Origin of the sequence: Tessaracoccus flavescens (assembly GCF_001998865.1) — a bacterium.
In the GTDB taxonomy this organism is placed as follows: domain Bacteria; phylum Actinomycetota; class Actinomycetes; order Propionibacteriales; family Propionibacteriaceae; genus Arachnia; species Arachnia flavescens.
This window is the reverse complement of the sequence record NZ_CP019607.1, coordinates 2,878,274-2,897,170: the sequence shown is the minus strand read 5'-3', so window position 1 is coordinate 2,897,170 and position 18,897 is coordinate 2,878,274. Positions and strand designations below refer to the sequence as shown.

General features: G+C 69.0%; 14 protein-coding genes and 2 tRNA genes. 6 read left to right on the top strand and 10 right to left on the bottom strand.

Annotation, left to right across the window (positions count from 1 at the left end; translation table 11 throughout):
* The first annotated feature begins 62 nt into the window (after window positions 1-62).
* The 4 genes from BW733_RS14025 to BW733_RS14010 all read left to right on the top strand — a co-directional run bounded on the left by BW733_RS14025 (window position 63) and on the right by BW733_RS14010 (window position 3,792).
* On the top strand, window positions 63-953 hold the full coding sequence (locus BW733_RS14025) for a patatin-like phospholipase family protein (protein ID WP_077353018.1): 891 nt from the start codon (window positions 63-65) through the stop codon (window positions 951-953).
* An 84-nt stretch (window positions 954-1,037) separates the two neighbouring features.
* Window positions 1,038-1,108, top strand: a tRNA-Gly gene (locus BW733_RS14020).
* Between the two features lie 54 nt (window positions 1,109-1,162).
* Window positions 1,163-1,238: transfer RNA gene (locus BW733_RS14015), tRNA-Pro, on the top strand.
* Window positions 1,239-2,535: 1,297 nt separating this feature from the next.
* Window positions 2,536-3,792 carry an HNH endonuclease signature motif containing protein gene (locus BW733_RS14010; RefSeq protein ID WP_161490245.1) on the top strand — a complete coding sequence of 419 codons (1,257 nt, stop codon included), beginning with the start codon at window positions 2,536-2,538 and terminating at the stop codon, window positions 3,790-3,792.
* 183 nt (window positions 3,793-3,975) lie between these two features.
* Here BW733_RS14010 and BW733_RS14005 read toward each other — a convergent pair whose 3' ends face one another.
* A complete protein-coding gene (locus BW733_RS14005) occupies window positions 3,976-4,485 on the bottom strand; it encodes a hypothetical protein (protein WP_152024724.1) in 510 nt (169 codons plus the stop codon).
* Window positions 4,486-4,658: 173 nt separating this feature from the next.
* Window positions 4,659-5,033: a VOC family protein gene (locus BW733_RS14000; protein WP_077351425.1), complete on the bottom strand. Its 375-nt coding sequence runs from the start codon at window positions 5,031-5,033 to the stop codon at window positions 4,659-4,661.
* Between BW733_RS14000 and BW733_RS13995 the strand changes: the two genes are divergently transcribed.
* Window positions 5,032-6,018, top strand: a complete 987-nt coding sequence (locus BW733_RS13995) for an exo-alpha-sialidase (protein WP_152024723.1) — start codon at window positions 5,032-5,034, stop codon at window positions 6,016-6,018. The two genes, BW733_RS14000 and BW733_RS13995, sit on opposite strands and share 2 nt — an antisense overlap.
* 1 nt (window position 6,019) lies before the next feature.
* Here the strand turns inward: BW733_RS13995 and BW733_RS13990 are convergent, their stop codons facing one another.
* The 7 genes from BW733_RS13990 to ligA form a co-directional block, all read right to left on the bottom strand.
* Window positions 6,020-7,312 (bottom strand): hypothetical protein, encoded by a 1,293-nt coding sequence (locus tag BW733_RS13990; RefSeq protein ID WP_077351421.1) that lies wholly within the window; start codon window positions 7,310-7,312, stop codon window positions 6,020-6,022.
* Window positions 7,312-9,813, bottom strand: a complete 2,502-nt coding sequence (locus BW733_RS13985) for a glycoside hydrolase family 65 protein (RefSeq protein WP_077351419.1) — start codon at window positions 9,811-9,813, stop codon at window positions 7,312-7,314. The genes BW733_RS13990 and BW733_RS13985 overlap by 1 nt, the downstream gene beginning before the upstream one ends.
* On the bottom strand, window positions 9,810-10,526 hold the full coding sequence (locus tag BW733_RS13980; RefSeq protein ID WP_077351417.1) for an HAD family hydrolase: 717 nt from the start codon (window positions 10,524-10,526) through the stop codon (window positions 9,810-9,812). Before BW733_RS13980 ends, BW733_RS13985 begins: the two co-directional genes overlap by 4 nt.
* A gap of 25 nt (window positions 10,527-10,551) precedes the next feature.
* A complete protein-coding gene (locus BW733_RS13975) occupies window positions 10,552-11,367 on the bottom strand; it encodes an Fpg/Nei family DNA glycosylase (RefSeq protein ID WP_077351415.1) in 816 nt (271 codons plus the stop codon).
* A 140-nt stretch (window positions 11,368-11,507) separates the two neighbouring features.
* Complete coding sequence (locus BW733_RS13970; RefSeq protein ID WP_077351414.1) at window positions 11,508-11,975, bottom strand: DUF1707 SHOCT-like domain-containing protein; 468 nt, start codon at window positions 11,973-11,975, stop codon at window positions 11,508-11,510.
* A gap of 308 nt (window positions 11,976-12,283) precedes the next feature.
* Complete coding sequence (locus BW733_RS13965; protein ID WP_077351413.1) at window positions 12,284-12,730, bottom strand: ribose-5-phosphate isomerase; 447 nt, start codon at window positions 12,728-12,730, stop codon at window positions 12,284-12,286.
* A gap of 7 nt (window positions 12,731-12,737) precedes the next feature.
* On the bottom strand, window positions 12,738-14,837 hold the full coding sequence (gene ligA, locus BW733_RS13960) for an NAD-dependent DNA ligase LigA (RefSeq protein ID WP_077351411.1): 2,100 nt from the start codon (window positions 14,835-14,837) through the stop codon (window positions 12,738-12,740).
* A 129-nt stretch (window positions 14,838-14,966) separates the two neighbouring features.
* Here ligA and pepN point away from each other — a divergent pair, with 129 nt between their 5' ends.
* Window positions 14,967-17,555 (top strand): aminopeptidase N, encoded by a 2,589-nt coding sequence (pepN, locus tag BW733_RS13955; RefSeq protein ID WP_077351409.1) that lies wholly within the window; start codon window positions 14,967-14,969, stop codon window positions 17,553-17,555.
* Between the two features lie 69 nt (window positions 17,556-17,624).
* On the opposite strand, the gene BW733_RS13950 is transcribed toward pepN, so the two are convergent.
* Window positions 17,625-18,827: an MFS transporter gene (locus BW733_RS13950; RefSeq protein ID WP_077351407.1), complete on the bottom strand. Its 1,203-nt coding sequence runs from the start codon at window positions 18,825-18,827 to the stop codon at window positions 17,625-17,627.
* Between the last annotated feature and the right edge of the window lie 70 nt (window positions 18,828-18,897).

Genomic DNA, 18,897 nt, shown 5'->3' with positions numbered 1-18,897 from the left:
CCGCGACGCGCTTCGCGGCGGTGAATCGCGGCCGTCGTCGTGCCCGTCCTACGATGGCAGGCGTGACCGAGACCCTCACCAACAACGTCACCGACACCGCGCTCATCTTCGAAGGCGGCGGCATGCGCGGGTCATTCTCCTCGGGGGCGCTGGTGGCCCTGCTCGAGGCAGGCATTCATGCCGACTGGGTCGGCGGCATCTCCGCGGGTACCAGCTGCCTCGCCAACTATGTCTCGCGCGACCCGGAGCGCGCCGAGCGCTCGTTCGTGGACTTCGCGGCCGAGCCGGAGTTCGGCGACTGGCGCACCTGGCTGAGGGGAAAGGGCGTGTTCAACGCGGAGTGGATCTACGAGCAGACCGCGCTCCCCCACCAGGTGATGCCGTTCGACTTCGACGCGTTCAGCGCCAACCCCGCGACGGTGCGGATCGGCGGTTACCGCTGCAGCGACGGCGAGATGGTCTACTGGGACCGCGACGACGTCGACAACCTGCCCGCGCTGATGAAACGGGTCCGGGCCTCGTCGACCATGCCGCTGCTGATGCCGCTGACCCGCATCGACGGGGTCGACTACTGCGACGGTGCCCTCGGCCCCACCGGCGGCTTCGCCGTCGACGCCGCGATGGCGGACGGTTACGACCGCTTCCTGGTGGTGATGACGCGTGAGCGCGGCTATCGCAAGAGCGCCCCGAAGCTGCCGCGGGCCTACCGGTCGCTGTTTCGCAGATACCCGGCCATCGCTGACGGCATCCTCGAGCGACCCGCCAACTACAACCGCACCCTCGACGAGCTGCTGCAGTTGGAGAGCGAGGGTCGCGCGTTCCTGATCTTCCCCGACCGGATGCCGATCCGTAACTCGGAGCGCGACCTGACGAAGTTGCGGGCGGTGTTCGAGGCGGCGAGATCCCAGACCCGGCGCCAACTGCCGCAGATCAGGGACTTCCTCGGCCTCTGACCGGGCCGAGCAGCTTGTCAGGAGCGGGTCGCGTCGGCGAAAATGATCATACGGCGGATCGCTGATACACTGATCCGCGGTTCTGCGGATGTAGCTCAATGGTAGAGCCCTAGTCTTCCAAACTAGCTACGCGGGTTCGATTCCCGTCATCCGCTCGAGGTGCCGGCGGCCTTGTCAGATCACGATTCGACAAGGCCGCCGACGCACCACGGGGCGTAGCGTAGTGGCTAGCGCGCCTGCTTTGGGAGCAGGAGACCGCAGGTTCGAGTCCTGTCGCCCCGACCAGTTAACCTGGCCCGGACAAGGCTGGATGCGTAGTCGGAGCAAGGCACCAAGAACGCCCACCTCGCAGAGATCCGCGGGAGAACCCCGCAGAGCCGCTCCCGAAACGCACGCTCAGCGCACGCCGGGTGAGAGGATTCAGCCATGTCGAAGCGAGCATTCGGCGGCATCCAGTCGGCTCCCCGGCTAGCGCTACCAGCCTCACCACACCGGCTGAGCCGCGAGGAGCGCCTGGTCGACAACGGGACGTGGACTCCCCGGGGCGTCGGAGGGTTCCTACTGGCCGCAGCGGTCTTGCTGGCCGCTTGCTCCCCCGGTCCTGACGTGTCGGCCGAGCCCACGCCGACCGCTGTTGTCTCACCACCTACCCCTGGCGAGGCGGTAGTCCTTGAAGCCGCTGAATGTCCTGGCGATGCGGTCATCGCGCAGAACCCGCCCGGAGCCCAGCTTCCAGCAGGGTTCACCGTCTCACATTGGGTTCGCTGCACTCCCGACGGCCGGGGCGAAGTTGCCAGGCGCTCAACCCAAGGTCCGGCCGACCAGCTTGTCGAGGCCTTGGCTCTTCCAGATGTACCCGCGAAGACAGACGCTTCCTGGAACGCCCAGTTTGTGACTCATCCCTACCTACTGGCGGTCAACGAGAGCGGACAAGCAGTACACGCCTGGATTCCACGGGAACTGACCTGCCTGGATCCCCGAACCGAGGTCGTCACTGCCATCGACAGCCTCGATTGGAAGTAGGCCTCAAGCAGCCGTCGCCGCATGCCTGAGGAGTGGATGGCACCGCCTTGGCAAGGCAACCTCACAGTAGAGAGAGCCCGCAGCATATGCCCTCGCAGCTCGCCGGGACGCGCCGCACTGGCCGCTGCTCGATCGCCGGCGGTCGGCCGTCCCGCCCTGAGGCCGCGAGACAAGGCGATGCCTCACGCGCCCCCACAGAGACGGAGAGCTTCTCGCGGCGAGGGTCCACGCGTCGAGCGATCCGCGCGCGCCGTGATCCACAGCACTGCCGCTCTCTCCAGACGGCGGCCCAGCCGCCAGCTTCCGACGCTTCCCCACCTCGAGCGCCGACCCGCTCCGACACCGTCGCCAACACCGACCAGCGGGGCAGGCACCTGCGCGACGACCGTCCGCGGCCGCCTCGGTATCGCGCAAACCTGGAGTGACTCGGGTCACCCCCCCGGCCGCTCACGCGATGCGTGCTCAGGCCCAGTCGGCATCACCCACACCGGACGAGACCCGCCGCTGAAATCTGGCGGGAAACCCTTGCGGCATGATTAGAACAGGTGTACGATTAATTATGGACTTGTTGGAGCACCCGGGCATCGAGCGGTGGGAGGTCGCGTCGAAGGCGGCCGAACTCATCGCCGGTCAGCTCGCGCAGCTCCACTCGGAGCTAGTCGACCTGATGGCCCAGGTGCTCGCGACGAACGCGTGGTCTGGCGGCGGGATCGCCTCACCCGAGCACTGGCTGATGCTGCGCTGCGCACTGTCTCCGGCGCGTGCGAAGGAGATCGTCGACGTGGCCAGGCGCCGCGGCGACTTCCCCGAACTGGAGGCGCGCATGGCCGAGGGGGCGGTCAGCCTCGATCAGCTCGCCGTGGTCGCCCGCCACGTCCCCAGCACCCACGCCGCCACCGTGTCGTCATTCGTCGAGGCGGCTACCGTGCCGCAGTTGCGCAGGGTGCTGCCGAAGTACCCGTTCCCCGACAAGGCACCCGTGCCGCATCCGGCCGGGTACGAACCGTTGCCCGAGGTCGTCCATGTCGACCCGCCGATCCACGATGAGCCCACCCTGACCATGAGCACCTACGACGGCAGGTTCCGGCTGCATTTCGAGGCCGACCCCCTCGACGGCGCACTGGTGGAGCAGGCGATCCGTGAGGCGAAGGACGCGCTCTTCACGGCCGGTGACGCAGACGCGACCCTCGCCGAGGGACTGCTGTCGGTCGCGTCGCGCTCGCTGTCCACGGTCGAGTCGATCTCCCGTCGAGAGCACTACAAGGTGCTCGTCCACCTGGATGTCGACGGCCACGGCTGGATGAACAGGCGCGGCACTCTGCCGACGCATCTGCTGCGGAAGCTCACCTGCGACGGGACGGTGCGCCCGATCTGGATCGAGAACGCCTCCCCGGTGTCGGTCGGTCGATCGATGCGGATCGTCCCACCACGCACCCGCAAGCTGATCGAAGACCGCGACGGCGGCTGCCGCTTCCCCGGCTGCGTCACCACAGGCTTCCTGGAGAACCACCACCTGCTTCCCTGGTCCGAGGGCGGCGCCACCGACGTCGAAAACCTCGCGTCCCTATGCCCCCGGCACCATCGCGAGCTCCACCAGGGGCACTTCACGATCTCGGGAAACCCGAGCACCCCCGGCGGGCTCATCTTCCGCGACCGGTTCGGCCCCATCGGGAGGCACGTCCCGCAGACGATCCCGCCGCCGACCCACCCTCCGCCCGCGGAGCAACCGATCCGTGGATGGAGACTCGACACCGGGAGCATCGACTTCGAACCCCGGCGAAGTACCCGACCCCTGGAACTCGCGGGGATAACCTGACGGCCCCGGGGTGACGCGGCACAGGTGGCACCCCCGTCAATCCCGCTGGTCTGCGCCACGCATCACCAGCACACCGCATCGATCGCCTGCACGACGGCCTCGGAGTCGGTGCTCACGTCCCGTGAGTTCGGTGCGGGACCGAGGCACGAGCCTTGACGGGACGCTTTCCTGCTGCCTCGGAGATCACTCCCCCACCGGTTGGCTGCCGGTGACCTCGTATCCGCTCTCCTCCAGAAGGCGGATCCACTCGTCCCGAGGCGATCCGCAACCGTCGGCGGGCACCCGCGCGGCCATCCGCGGCCCGTCCTCCGACTCCGCCACGAGGAACAGTTCAGGCAGCCTCGCCACGAGGTCGCAGGCCTTTCCTGCCCCCAGCCCCTGGTCCCTGATGCGCCCGGCGGCCTCCCAGAACCGGGCGTCGGTGTCGATCCTGCGGGTCTCGACCGTGACGCGGCCGTCCTGGTCCGACTCGTAGCGACACCACTCCAGCACCGCCGAGCCTCCAGCGCCGAGGTCGGTCTGCCCCAGGTCGCCCCGCCCGGCCTGCACAGCCTCGATTTCACTGACCGGACACCCCGCGACCGGCCGCGCCGACACCTCGGGCCTGGCCTCGTCGTGCGGGGTCGAGCATCCGGACGCGAGGACGAGGATGAGCAGGGCGATGCCGCCTATGCCCGATCTACTTCGACGCACGTCCCACACCCCAAGGCTAGGTCCCCAGGTCGCCAAGCGTGGGAGACACTCAGTCATTGGGCACAGAGCCCCCCACCCAGCCCTGTCAGGCGGTCCCACCGGCTGGGCACGCCCGCGGTCAACGGAGCACGCGGACCGGCCCGCTGGCGCCTCAGGCGCCGTATCGTCCCGCGTCACGCCTGGTCAGGGGCGACCGAGTGGCAGACCGCCTCGACGTTGTTGCCGTCGGGATCGCGGACGAAACCGGCGTAGTAGCCCTCGTGGTACTCGAGCCACAGCCGCGGCGCATGCAGTTCCTCGGCGCCGAGCGAGACGGCGGTCGCGTGCAACGCCCGGACGGCGTCCGCGTCAGGGGCTGAGAACGCGATGTGGTCCTCACGCTCGGCCTTCGCGCCCGCCGAGATCCAGAAGTCGGGTTCGTCGGTGCCGTAGCCGATCGCCTCGCCGAAGTCCATGAGCCTGCGGTGACCGAGCACCGCAAGGACCTCGTCGTAGAAGAGGGCGGAGCGTTCCAGGTCCGTCACGATGATGCCAAGGTGATCGATCATGATTCACCCTATGGCGGCAGACACCACGGCGTGGCGGTTTGGCCTTGCCCGCCTCAGCTCACGCCCCGCCCCCGAGCAGGACTTCGGCCGCCGCGCGGGCGGCGATCGCCCCACACCGGCATCGTCGTCCAGCGCGACGACGGCCCGCAGCTGTCATTGGCGCCCGATGAGCCGGTGCCGCACTGGAACCCGGTCCTCTCGCACGCGCCCGACGGCGGAAATCTGGCTCTTCTTCAAGCGGGGCCACACGATCGACGCCTGGACCACCTGGGTCGGCCGGTCCGAGGACTGCGGCCGCACCTGGAGCGAGCTGGCCGAACTGGTCCCGGGTGACACCTCGGGCGGCCGCGGTCCCGTCCGTCAGTCCCCGCTCCGAATCGACGACGCCTGGCTCGCGCCCGGATCTGTCGAGCTGTGGGACCCGCCGACCTGGGACTGCTTCATCGATGCCTCCACCGACGGTGGAGTCACCTGGCGGCGGACCCCTGTCCCCCTCGACCATGCGACGCTGCGCGGCGCCGGATGCATCCAGCCCGCCCTGGTGCCCGGAACCGGCGCCCGGCTGGTCATGCTCACCCGCAGCACCGAGGGTCGCGTCTTCCGCGGCGCGACCGACGATCCGACCGACTGGCCCCCGCTGACCCCGACGACGCTGCCCAACAACAACTCGGGCATCGCGGCCGTCGCGCTTCCCGACGGGCGGATCTGGTGCGCGCACAACGAGGCATCGGGCGACTGGGCCTCACGCTCGCGCCTGGTGATCTCCAGCACCTCCGATGACGGGCTCACCTGGCAGCGGGTCACGGTGCTCGAGGACGGCGTCGCGGAGGGAGACGGCACTCCCGTGACGGCTGCCGCGACCGGCGTCGTCACCGACGGCGTCGGCGAGTTCTCCTACCCTGCGATGGTCGTGGTCGGTGACGAGGTGTGGCTCACCTGGTCCTGGCAGCGCCGCTCGATCGCCTTCGAACGACTCGTCTTCTGAGCTACTGGATCGACAGCCAGGCCACGTCGGTCGGGTTGGGCCGCACCGAGAGGCTGGACAGCAGCCGGCCCTCGGCGACCTGGGCGCAGGCGGCGGCGTGCAGCCCCCGCTCCGACTCCCCCAGCCCCGCCGCGTACAGCTTCGCGACGGCGACATCGCGCCCGCGCTCGGGCACGTCGTCGGTGTTGATCCTTCCGTAGCTGAGCGCCGCGATCGCCTCGACCCCGACCCGGTCGAAGTCGCCGACCGGCCAACCTCCCGAGGCGACGTCCACCGGCACCAGCTGATGCATCGCCAGCAGGAGCACGTCGTCGGCGCGGCCACGGGCCAGGACGGTGGTCGCGGCGCGGTCGGCCTGTTCCGCGAGCGGGAGGCCCAGTTGCGTCGCGAGCTTGCTCGCGCAGGCCGACCAGGCCGTTGGGCTGTCCTCGAGGTCGCCGAGGACCCAGTCGATCCGGTCGAGCAGTTCGTCGTCGGCCTGGCTCTCGAGCAGGTGACGCAGGGCCACGTAACACCACGCGTCGTCGTGCGGCTGCTCGTGGGCCACCAGGCTGCGCAGGCCGGGCAACCCGCGGTGCGCGCCCACCTCGACGAGCGTCTGGCCGCCCGCACCCCAGATCCCGACCGTGCTCAGGCCCTCAGGTGGATAGACCTCGAACTCGTCGTCGACCTCGTCGACGCTCGTGCGTTCGTCCACGGTCACGACGCCGTCGGGGACGATGATCTCGACCGCGCGGCCACGCTCGACGTAGCGCACCCATGGCAGCCAGGTCGGCTCGGACGGCACGTCGAGCAGGTCACCCTCCTGCGCCTCGTAGGTCCAGGCGGAGCTGGTCAGGTGGCGGGCCCGCAGGGTCACCTCAGCCTCGAGCGGATGGCACACGCCGGGTTCCCCACCGGGAGTGGAGAGGCCGCGACGCTGCGTGAGCAGGCCAGGCCCCTCGTTCGAGGGCAGCACGATCTCCGCCGACGCGCCCGCCAGCCACGAGACCGGCCGGTGCGGGCCCTCGACCCGCAGCACGGGCCCCGGCACGGTGACCAGGTCGGACGAGTCCGACTCGAGGGCGATCTCGATCCGGATCCGTTGGCCCGAGCGCAGCCGCACGCGGGCGGTGACGCCCAGTTCGTGCTCGATGTCCATGCCGACGGCGTCCTCGACCTGGCGCGGGGTCAGCCACCCGGGGAACTCGATGCTGAGCCGACGGAGCCGACCGGTGCCCGTCAGCTCGATCCCCTCGGGCAACAGCCTCGACTCGAAGTGTTCGACGACCGGGCCTGCCAGTTCCAGGCTCATCAGGCCCCCTCCACGCCTTCCTGGTTGTGCGCCTCCGGAAGCACCGCGCGCACGACCGAGCCGTCCTCACGATGCACGCCGACGATGGGGTGCGACCCGCGAAGCGACTCGAGCCTGGGGCCCTGGCCGTCGAGTTCAACGGTGACCGGCTCGCCGTGGTGGACGGAGACGTGCTGTCCCCGGACGCTCAGCTCGACTGGCTCGCCCTCCTCCACCTCGAACGCGATGGAGTCCCTGTGCAGATGGACCCGCAGCCGCGAACCGCGCACGCGCAGCGGGAAGGTCATCCCCGACCAGTTCGCGGGCAGCCGCGGGTCGAAGGTGATGTGGCCGTCGTGGTCGCGCAGGCCGGCGAAGCCGTAGACGAGCGAGTTCCACACCCCTCCGGTCGACGCGATGTGGACGCCGTCGCGGGCGTTGCTGTGCAGGTCGGCCAGATCGACGTAGAGGCTGCTCAGGAAGTACTGCATCGCCATGTCCTGGTAGCCCACCTCGGCGGCGATCACCGACTGGACGACGCCGCTCAGGGTCGAGTCGCCCGTGGTGATCGGGTCGTAGTACTCGAAGTCGGCCTTCTTCTCCTGTGCGGTGAACTCGTGGCCCTGCAGGAAGAGCGCAAGCACGACGTCGGCCTGCTTGAGCACCTGGAACCGGTAGATCACGAGGGGATGGAAGTGCAGCAGGAGCGGGCGCGCGCTGTCCGGAGTGTTCTCCAGGTCCCACAGCTCCGAGGTGAGGAACGCCTCGTCCTGGGGATGGATGCCGAAGGTCTCGTCGAAGAGGATGTGCATGTTGTCGGCGCACTCCTCCCACTCCTCGATCTCGGCCGGGTCGAGGTTGAGCAGCGTGGCGACACGCTCGTAGGCGGCCTCGTCGACGGTGCGCATCTCGCGCACCAGGTCGGCGGCGGTGCGCAGGTTCGCCCTTGCCATCACGTTGGTGTAGAAGTTGTTGTTCACCACGGCCGTGTACTCGTCCGGGCCGGTGACACCGTGGATGCGGAAGCTCTTCTCCCCGTCCGCCGCGACCCGCCAGAACCCCAGGTCGGCCCACATCCGGGCCGTCTCGATCAGCACGGCGGCCCCGTCGCGGTACATGAACTCCTGGTCGCCCGTGAGGTCGCGGTACTTGTCGAAGGCGAACGCGATGTCAGCGTCGATGTGGTACTGCGCGGTGCCCGCGGCGTAGTAGGCCGAGGCCTCTTCGCCGTTGATGGTGCGCCAGGGGAAGAGGGCGCCCCGCTGGGACAACACCGTTGCGCGTTCACGGGCCTGCGGGAGCAGGTTCACGCGGTAGCGCAGGGCGTTGCGGGCGATGTGCGGCGAGGTGTAGATCAGGAACGGGACGAGATAGATCTCGGTGTCCCAGAAGTAGTGGCCCTCGTAGCCCGAGCCGGTGACGCCCTTCGCCGCGATGCCGAGCTGGTCGCTGCGGGCAGTGGCCTGGGCAAGCTGGAACAGGCACCAGCGAACCGCCTGCTGGATCGCGGGCTGGCCCTCGATCTCGACGTCGGCGTTGCGCCAGAACACATCGAGCCACTCGCGCTGCTTCGCGTAGTAGTAGTCGAAGCCGTGCTCCTTGACCCGGTCGAGGGTGCGGCGACACCGGTCGGACAGCTCACCGACGGGCACCCCGCGGGACGTGTGGTAGGCGACCGCCTTGTGCAGGGTGACGGGGATGCCCTGCTTCGCCTCGACCGTGAAGACCTGCTCGGCGAGGTCTGGCTGGGTCGACGTGCTGACCTCGACGGCGTTGGCCGTCTCGATCTCATGATCGGCGGCGACACCGATGGTCATCCCGGAGCGCGTCGTCTGGAAGCCGAGCATCATCCGCGAGTCGGTGTGCCAGTCGAGCACGGGCTGGAGCACGCGCTCCCCCCGGTTGGCCGCGCGACGCGGGTCGAAGCCCTCCTGCTCCTTCTCAGCCTTGCGGTAGTCGGTGTAGCCGTCCTGGCGGTTGACGATCTGGGAGCTGATCACGATCGGCGCGTCGCCGTCGAGCATCGTGACCTCGATCTCGAACAGGGCGAGGTGGCGGTCGGTGAACGAGACCATCCGTGAGCTTCGGATCCGCACCCGCTTGCCCGCCGGGGTGCGCCAGATGACGGTGCGGTGGAGTTGCCCGGTGCGGAAGTCGAGGCTCCGCTCGTAGCGGTCAAGGTCGGCGACCGAGAGCGTGAGTGGCTCGTCGTCGATGTAGATCTTCAGCAGCTTCGCATCGGGGGCGTTGACGATGGTCTGGCCCGTGTGGGCGAACCCGAACGCCTCCTCGGCGTGCTTGATCGGCCAGGTCTCGTGGAAGCCGTTGATGAAGGTGCCATGGGCGTAGCTGTCGCGCCCCTCCTCGGGGTTGCCGCGCATGCCCAGGTAGCCGTTGCCGATCGCGAAAAGCGTCTCGGTCACCCCGACGTCACCGTTGGCCGGTTCGACCTCGGTCAGCCGCCACTCGTCCACGGGGAACCTGGAGCGGTTCATCGGGTCGCCTGCGATGTCTCTGATCATGCGTCCACCAGTTCTGCGAGGTCCTTCACGACGATGTCCGCGCCCGCGGCGCGCAGTTCGGCGCCACCGGCGCCACGGTCGACCCCGATCACAAGGCCGAACCCTCCGGCCGCGCCCGCCTGGACCCCTGAGATGGCGTCCTCGACCACGACGCACCTGGCATCGGGCTCGCCGAGCAGCGCGGCTGCGTGCTGGAACGTGTCGGGGGCAGGCTTGCCCGCAATGTGCTCCCTGGCCGCGAGCGCGCCGTCGACGACGACGGGAAACCAGTCCTCCAGGCCCGCGGCGTGCAGGACCGCCTTCGCGTTGCGCGAGGAGGACACGACTGCGAACTTCATCCCCTCCTCGGCCAGCCTGCGCAGCAGGCGCACCGAGCCCGGATAGGCGGCGATGCCTTCGCGGGTGATGATCCGGTTGAACATCTGGTTCTTCCGGTTGCCCAGCCCACCGACCGTGTCCTGCTCGGGCGGGTCGTCGTGCGTGCCCTCGGGGAGCCGGATGCCGCGGGAGGCGAGGAAGTCGCGTACCCCGTCGAAGCGGGGCTTGCCGTCGACGTGGGCGAAATAGTCGTCATCGGTGTAGGGCGGCTGCCCGGGACGACCGGTGAGGAACGAGTTGAACGTCTCACTCCATGCGCGCATGTGGACCTCGGCGGTCGGCGTGATCACGCCGTCGAGGTCGAACAGGATCGCTGCGTAGCGGCTCCACTTCATGGCACAAGAGCCTACTGGCCGCGTCTCAGCCACGAGCCGCCTTGGAACGGCGCTGGCAGCGCGGACACCAGTACAGGTTGCGGCCCTCCAACGTCGTGGTGCGCACCGGGGTGCCGCACACGTGGCACGGCAGGTCGGCCCTGCGGTACACGTAGACCTCGCCCCCGTGTCTGTCGACCCGGGCGGGCCTGCCCTGGGCCTCGGGCGAGTGCTCCTCGCGAACGGTGTCGATGCGGCCGTGCTCGACGGCGTAGGCCATCAGTTCGACCAGGTCGTCCCAGATCACCTGCCAGGTGCGACGGTCGATGTCGCGGCCAGGGGTGAGCGGGTTGAGCCGGTGTCGGAAGAGGACCTCGGCCCGGAAGATGTTGCCCACGCCCGCGGCGACCCGCTGGTCCATGAGCAGGGCGGCGATAGGCTTGCCGGAGCGCCGGATCCGCTCGAATCCGCGCTGCGGATCGGCGTCGGCGCGCAGCGGGTCGGGCCCGCTGGTGGCGAGCACGGCCTCCTTCTCGTCCTGCGTGATAATCCGGCACCACTGGGGCCCGCGGAGGTCGGCCGCTGTGACGCCGTCGGTGATCCTGAGCCGCACCTGGCCCCACGGCGCATCGAAGTCGGTGAACTGGAACTTGCCGATCAGGCCGAGGTGGATGTGCACGACGTCACCCGTGGCGAAGTCGATGAAGAGGTGCTTGCCGACGGCCTCCCCCCGCTCGAGTACGGCCCCGTCGAGCCGTCCGGCGTCGAAGCGTCCCTGTGGGGAGGTGACGCTGACCTGGCGTGAGCCGAAGCTGTCCGTGAGTGCGGAGGCCAGGCGGTGGATGACGTGTCCCTCGGGCATCCCGCCAATCTAGCGCGTCGCCCGGACACTAGGCTTGGCCCCATGTCGGAGCCAAACCAGTTCGGTCGTGACGGAGTCTCCGGCCTTGTCGACAAAGACCGGGCGATCCGGGCGCGCCTCCTGCCTCGGCGCCGCGAGGATCAGTCGTCGGAGCGACCCAACGCGAACGCGATCACGACCGGAATCACCATGCCGACGGCGACCCACATGGGCCAGAAGTAGAGCAGTGCGCCTGCCGAAAGGCTGGCGAGCAGCCAGATCAGCACGTTGATCCCCACGACGGTGCCCGCGATCAGCAGCAGGATGCGGGAGGCGATGATCCGGCCGCGCGACCCGTCCCGCCGCGCAGGGGCGCTTCCCGTCACCAGGTCACCGACGAGCGGGGAGATCTCCCCCACCGTCTTGATCTGCATGGCCTTGTCGAGGCGTTCGTTGTACTCGTCGTTGTCGAGCTTGCCGAGCGCGTAGGCGTCGCCCAGCAGGTCCGCGACGAGGTCGCGGTCGCTGTGGCCGACCCTGACGTCTGCGTTGCGTGGCGTCCTTGGGTCGGCTGTGAACCGCTCCCACGCGGGCTCGGACGGCTGGGGAACCGGCAGCGAGGACGACATCGACGCCTCCTTGTGAGTGTGATGGAAACACTATCCGAGCGCGGCCCCCGGACCGCGAACAATCCCCCGGTTTCGCTGAGCAGACCCCTACACCCGGTGCCGCGCCGACGACCCCGCGTCGGGTGAAGCGGTCAGCGAAAATGCGCGTTTGCGTCCTGATCAGGGTTTAGGCTCAGGCCCATGGCGCAGTTTTCGATGAGCAACCTGAGGCGGTACAGCCGGCGACTGAACGAGCGTTGCGCCGCCAACCTGGTCCTGCCACGGCTGATCGACGTCCAGCGCCCGGCACAGGCGGGTCCAGCCCTGACCTAGCGGTTCTCGTACTCCGAGATGAGGTCGATGCGGCGCTGATGGCGCGCCTCGCCGGGAAAGTCCGTGTCGAGGAAGGTCCGCACGATGTCGTAGCCCTCCTCGAGGCTCTGCATCCGTCCCCCGAGAGCGACGATGTTTGCGTTGTTGTGCTCACGCGCCAGCCGGGCGAGGTCGACGTTGCAGGCCAGCGCGGCGCGCACGCCGCGCACCTTGTTCGCGGCGATCTGCTCGCCGTTGCCGGAACCGCCGAGCACGACGCCGAGCGCGCCCTCGTCAGCGACGACAGCCTCGGCGCAGGCGATGATGAACGGCGGGTAGTCGTCCTCGGGGTCGTAGGCGTGGGCTCCGTGGTCGACGACCTCGAAGCCGTCCTCCTTCAGCCTGCTGACGAGGTATTCCTTGAGCTCGAACGCGGCGTGGTCGGTGGCAATGTGGACTCGCATGCCCCCACTATTCCAGCCCTGCCGGCCCCTCGGACAAGAGCGTGACGAATCCGGCCTCGTCAAGGACGGTGAGTCCCAGGCTCTCCGCCTTCTTCGCCTTGGAACCGGCGTTGGCGCCGATCACCACGTAGTCGGTGTTCTTCGACACCGAGCCGGACGCCTTCCCCCCGCGCGAGATGATGGCCTCCTTCGCGCCGTCGCGACTGAACCCGTCGAGGGAGCCGGTGACCACGACGGTCAACCCCTCGAGGGTGCGCTCGATCGAGGTGTCGATCTCGTCGGCCATCCGCACCCCTGATGCCGCCCACTTCTCGACGATGTCGCGGTGCCAGTCGACCGTGAACCAGTTCAGCACCGCCTCCGCGATCACCGAGCCGACGCCGTCGACGGCGGCAAGCTCCTCGGGCGAGGCGGCCCGGATGGCGTCCAGCGACCCGAAGTGGGTGGCGAGCGAGCGGGCAGCCGTCGGGCCGACATGGCGGATCGACAGGGCGACCAGCACGCGCCACAGGGGCTGGCTCTTGACGCTCTCCAGGTTCGACAGCAGCTTCTGGCCGACCGTGGACAGCACGCGCCCGTCCCGGATCGGGACGCTGGCCCCGGCCAGTTCGGCCGGCTTGGCGGTGCGGGTGTAGAAGTCGGTCTGCAGCAGGTCGTCGGCGGTAAGCGAGAACAGGTCGCCCTCGTCCGCCAGGCGCCCCGACTCAAGCAGGGCTGCCGCGCCCTCCCAGCCGAGGGCCTCGATGTCGAGGGCTCCCCGGGAGGCGAGCCCGAACAGCCGCTCGCGCAACTGGCTGGGACAGGTCCGCGAGTTGGGGCAGCGGATGTCCTTGTCCCCCTCCTTCTCCGGTCGAAGCTCCGTCCCGCAGGAGGGGCAGTGGGTCGGCATCACGAACTCGCGTTCGGTGCCGTCACGCAGGGCGACCACCGGGGCGACGATCTCGGGGATCACGTCTCCGGCCTTCCGCAGCACGACGGTGTCGCCGATCAGCACGCCCTTGCGCTTGACCTCGTAGCCGTTGTGCAGCGTCGCCATCTCGACGGTGGAGCCGCTGACGAAGACGGGCTCCATCACGCCGAACGGGGTGACCCGCCCGGTGCGTCCGACGTTGACCTGGATGTCGCGCAGGACGGTGTTGACCTCCTCGGGCGGGTACTTGTAGGCGATGGCCCAGCGCGGAGCACGGGAGGTGGACCCGAGCCGGTCCTGCTCGGCCAGGTTGTCGACCTTGATCACGATGCCGTCGATCTCGTGGCTCAGGTCGTGGCGGCGCTCGCCGTGGTGTTCCACGAAGGCGAGCACCTCCTGCGGGGTCTCCACGACCCGGAACGTGTCGGGCGTGGGAAGCCCCCAGCCCTTCAACATCTCGTACGCCTCGGACTGGGACTCGAAGCTCACCCCGTCGATCTCGCCGATGCCGTGCACGAGCATCCGCAGCGGGCGCGACGCCGTCACCGAGGGGTTCTTCTGGCGCAGCGATCCGGCCGCCGCGTTGCGCGGGTTCGCGAATGGCGCCTTCCCCGCCTCCACGAGCGAGGCGTTGAGTTCCTCGAACTCGGCGACCGGGAAGAAGACCTCGCCGCGGACCTCCAACACCTCGGGCACGTCCCCGGTGAGCCGGTGCGGGATGGTCCTGATCGTCGACACGTTGGGCGTGACGTCCTCGCCGACCCGGCCGTCACCGCGGGTTGCCGCGACGCTCAGTCGTCCGTTCAGGTACACGAGATCGACCGCGAGCCCGTCGATCTTCAGCTCGCACAGGTAGCGGCTGGTCGGGGTCCTGGCCAGCCAGCCGGAGAGCTCCTCCTCGCTGAAGACGTTGTCGAGGCTGAGCATCCGTCGCCGGTGGGTGACCGGAGTGAACTCCGTGATCCGGGCCGCGCCGACCTTCTGGGTGACGGAATCGGGGTTGACCAGCGAGGGGTGGTCTGCCTCGAGCGCCTCGAGTTCGCGCATCGCCAAGTCGTAGTCGGCATCGGAAAGCGTCGGCGAATCGACACCGTAGTAGGCCTCCTGGGCCTCCGTCAGCAGCGTGTTGAGCTCGGTCCAGCGTCGGCGGAGCTCAGGTGAGGTGACGCCTTTCTCGGCATCGGTCTGCTCGGTCATGTGGCCATCGTTCCACAATCCACCCGCAGATAGGCCTCCCGAAATCCCACTGTGGGGCCGGTAACCGTAGAAGAATGGGTCATTGCCCGCACAAAAGTGTGAGCGCTGAACATGTAGTAAAGGACGCCCATGGCCACGGCCAACATCACACGTGACGAGGCAGCCGCCCGCTCGCAGGTCATCTCGACCAAGGCCTACGAGGTCGCAGTCGACCTGACCGGACGCGAGGTCGGGGACAAGGAACGCCAGTTCCTGTCCACCACGGTGCTGCGCCTCACCTCGACCGGAGGCGACACCCACCTCGATCTCATCGCCGACGAGGTTCGCGAAGCCACCCTCGACGGCGCACCCTTCGACGTCACGGCCTTCGACGGCTACCGCCTCCCCCTTCCCTCACTCTCCGAGGGCGAGCACGAGATCCGCGTCGTCGCGGTGTGCCGTTACTCGAACTCGGGCGAGGGCCTGCACCGCTTCGTCGACCCGGTCGACGGCCTCACCTACCTGTACACGCAGTTCGAGACGGCAGACGCACGGCGCATGTACGCCAACGCCGAGCAGCCCGACCAGAAGGCCACCTTCCAGCTGACGGTGCTCGCGCCGTCCGACTGGGTCGTGTTCACCAACGCGCCGAGCGTCGACCCGGTCGACATCGGTGACGGCTTCGGCCGTTTCGAGCACGAGACCACCAAAACCATGTCGACCTACATCACGGCGCTCGTGGCCGGCAACTTCCATGTGGTGCGCGGCACGATCAACTCCGCCGCCGGTGAGGTGCCTGCATCGGTTGCCTGCCGCCAGTCGCTGGCCCAGTACCTGGACGCTGACCGGATCCTCACCACGACCCAGTACGGCTTCGACGTCTTCGAGGACGCCTTCGGGGTGCCCTACGCGTTCGGCACCTACGACCAGATCTTCGTGCCCGAGTTCAACGCCGGAGCGATGGAGAACGCGGGCTGCGTCACCTTCCGCGACGAGTACCTCTTCCGCTCCCGCGTGACCTCCCGCGAGATGGACGCGCGCGACAACACGATCCTCCACGAGCTGGCCCACATGTGGTTCGGCGACCTCGTCACGATGCGCTGGTGGGACGACCTGTGGCTCAACGAGTCGTTCGCCGAGTGGGCCTCCCACTTCGCCAACGACGAGATCGCCCGCACCCACGGCACCGGGGCGAACCCGTGGGCCTCGTTCAGCAACGAGCGCAAGGCCTGGGCCTACCTGCAGGACCAGCTGTCGACGACGCACCCCATCGCCGCCGACATGTCCGACCTCGAGAAGGTCGAGCAGAACTTCGACGGCATCACCTACGCCAAGGGCGCCTCGGTGTTGAAGCTGCTCGTCTCGATCGTCGGCCGCGACGCCTTCCTGCAGGGCGTGAAGGCCTACTTCGAGAAGCACGCCTACGGCAACACCGAGCTCAGCGACCTCCTGGTCGAGCTGGAGGCAACCTCCGGACGCGACCTGTCCTGGTTCAGCTCCGAATGGCTGGAGACGGCGGGGGTCAACACCCTCACGGCCGACTTCGACGTCGACGGCGAGGGCCGCTTCACCCGCTTCGAGGTGGTGCAGAGCGCACCGGAGCAGTGGCCGACGCTGCGCACCCACCGGCTCGGCATCGGCATCTACGCCCTGACCGGGGAGGGTGCCCTTGAGCGCCGCGAGTTCGTCGAGCTGGACGTGACCGGCGAACGCACCTCCGTCGAGCAGCTGATCGGCACGGAGCGCGGCGACCTCGTCCTGCTCAACGACGGCGACCTCACCTACGCGAAGATCCGCCTCGACGACGACTCCACCCGCACGCTGATCGAGCACTTCGACGACCTGACCGATCCGCTCGCCCGCGCCGTCGCGTGGACCTCGTTCTGGGAGGCGACCCGCGATGCGGAGCTGCCCGCACAGGACTACGTCGCCCTCGTGCTCGCCGGGCTGCCGAGCGAGACCGACATGGCCGCCGTATCGACGCTGCTTGCCCAGGCGGGCAACGCGGCGCTCGCGTTCACCGCACCGGAGCTTCGCGACGACCTCAACGTCAAGCTGGTCGCCGGCCTCGCCCGCCTGCTCAAGGAGTCCGAGCCCGGTTCGGACAAGCAGGTGCTCGCGGCGAAGGCGCTGATCGCTTCGGTGCGTTCGGCCGAGGGCGTCGACCTGCTCAAGGGCTGGCTCGACGGCGAGGAGGTCCCCGAGGGCCTGGCCATCGACACCGGCATGCGCTGGTCGATCACGGCCGCCCTCGCGAAGCTGGGCGCGATCGGCCATGACGAGATCAGCGCCGAGCTCGACCGCGACAACACCTCTGCAGGCGCCGAGTCGGCCGCGGGTGCGGCTGCCGCCCTTCCCGACGAGGAGTCAAAGGCCCAGGCCTGGACGCTCGCCACCGGGGACGCGGAGGTGCCCAACGAGACGCATCGCGCGATCTGCATGGGGTTCTGGCGCTATGGCCAGGACGAGGTGCTCGAGCCCTACCCGGCCGCCTACCTCGACCTGCTCGGCCGGATCTCGCGCCGCGAGGGCGTGTGGGAGAGCCGCGGCTACGCGGCGATCGGCACCGCCCTGCGGTGGCTGTTCCCGACCCCGCTCGTGTCGGACTCGCTTGTCGGCACCTACCAGGCGTGGCTCGAGGACAACGAGCCGAGCGAGCAGGTGCGTCGCTCCGTCACCGAACGGCTGGACGAGGCCCGCCGCGCGCTGCGCGCCCAGGAACGCAGCCGCCAGGCCTGATCAGGTCACGCAATGGGACCCGGCCGAGATGGCCGGGTCCCTTCGCGTTTCCGGGAGAACCTCCGCCACTCAGCGGACTCCGCGTCGTTGCAGCAGGCCGGAGAGGAGCGCCAGCCCGAGCCCGATGGTGGCAAGCGCCGCTCCGAGCCAGGCCGGTGCGGTGAGGCCGAGACCCATCGAGATCACGAGACCGCCCAGCGCGGCGCCGATCGAGTTGCCGATGTTCAGCGAGGCGCGGTTCAGGGCCGAGGCGAGGGTCTGTGCGTCTCCAGAGACGTCGAGCAGGCGGGTCTGGATGGCAGGCATCATCACAGACGAGAGCGTTGCCATCGCCAGCAGGAAGATCAGCAGCACGGCGGGCGTCGCCGCGAACATGCCGAGCACCGCGAGCGCGCCGATGAACCACGGATAGACCTTGACCAGCGTCTGCAGCGCGCCACGGTCGGCAGCCCGCCCGCCGACGAGGGTACCGACGGTCATGCCGATGCCGATCACGACGAGCGTGACCGGAACCCAGGACTGCGGCAGGCCCGCAAGGTCGGTCACCATCGGCGAGACGTAGGAGTAGACGGCGAAGAAGCCTCCGAACCCGATCGACCCGATGGCGAGCGTCAGCCACACCTGGGGCCGCTTGAACACCCGCAGCTCGCCGCGCATGCTCGCGTTCGGGTTGCCGGGCTGCCTCGGCACGAACAGCCAGATCGCGACCGTGGCGAGCGCGAAGATCGCGGCGACCGCGAGGTAGGCGGCGCGCCAGCCCGCATGCTGGCCAAGCACGGTGATCAGCGGCACGCCGATCACGTTGGCGACCGTCAGTCCGGACAACACGAAGGCGATCCCCTTGCCCCGGCTGCCCGGGCCCATGATCTCGGCGGCGATCAGCGAGGCGAAACCGAAGTAGGCCCCGTGCGCGAGCGCGGCCAGGAACCGGGCTGCGACGAGCCACCAGAAGCCGGGGGCGGCGAAGGCAAGCAGCGAGCCGACGGTGAAGGCGACGCAGAACCCCGTGACGGCGACCTTGCGTGGTAGCCGGACGGTGGCGATGGCGAGGGTGAAGGCGCCGACGACCACTCCGAGTGCGTAGGCGGAGATGATCAGGCCGCCCCGGGCGAGGGCCTGATCCTGATCGGTGGCCCAGAGTTCTGGGAGCAGCGAGGAGACGGTCTGCGGCAGCAGGCCCATCGCGACGAACTCCGTCGCTCCGATGCCGAAGCCACCAAGTGCGAGCGACAGCAGCGCCGCGCGGCGCCGCTTCGGGCTCAGTTCGGTCATGCGAGGTCCCCCAGGGTCGATCTCCAACGCTCGACGCTGAGCACGACGCAATCTACTTGTCGATTGAGAC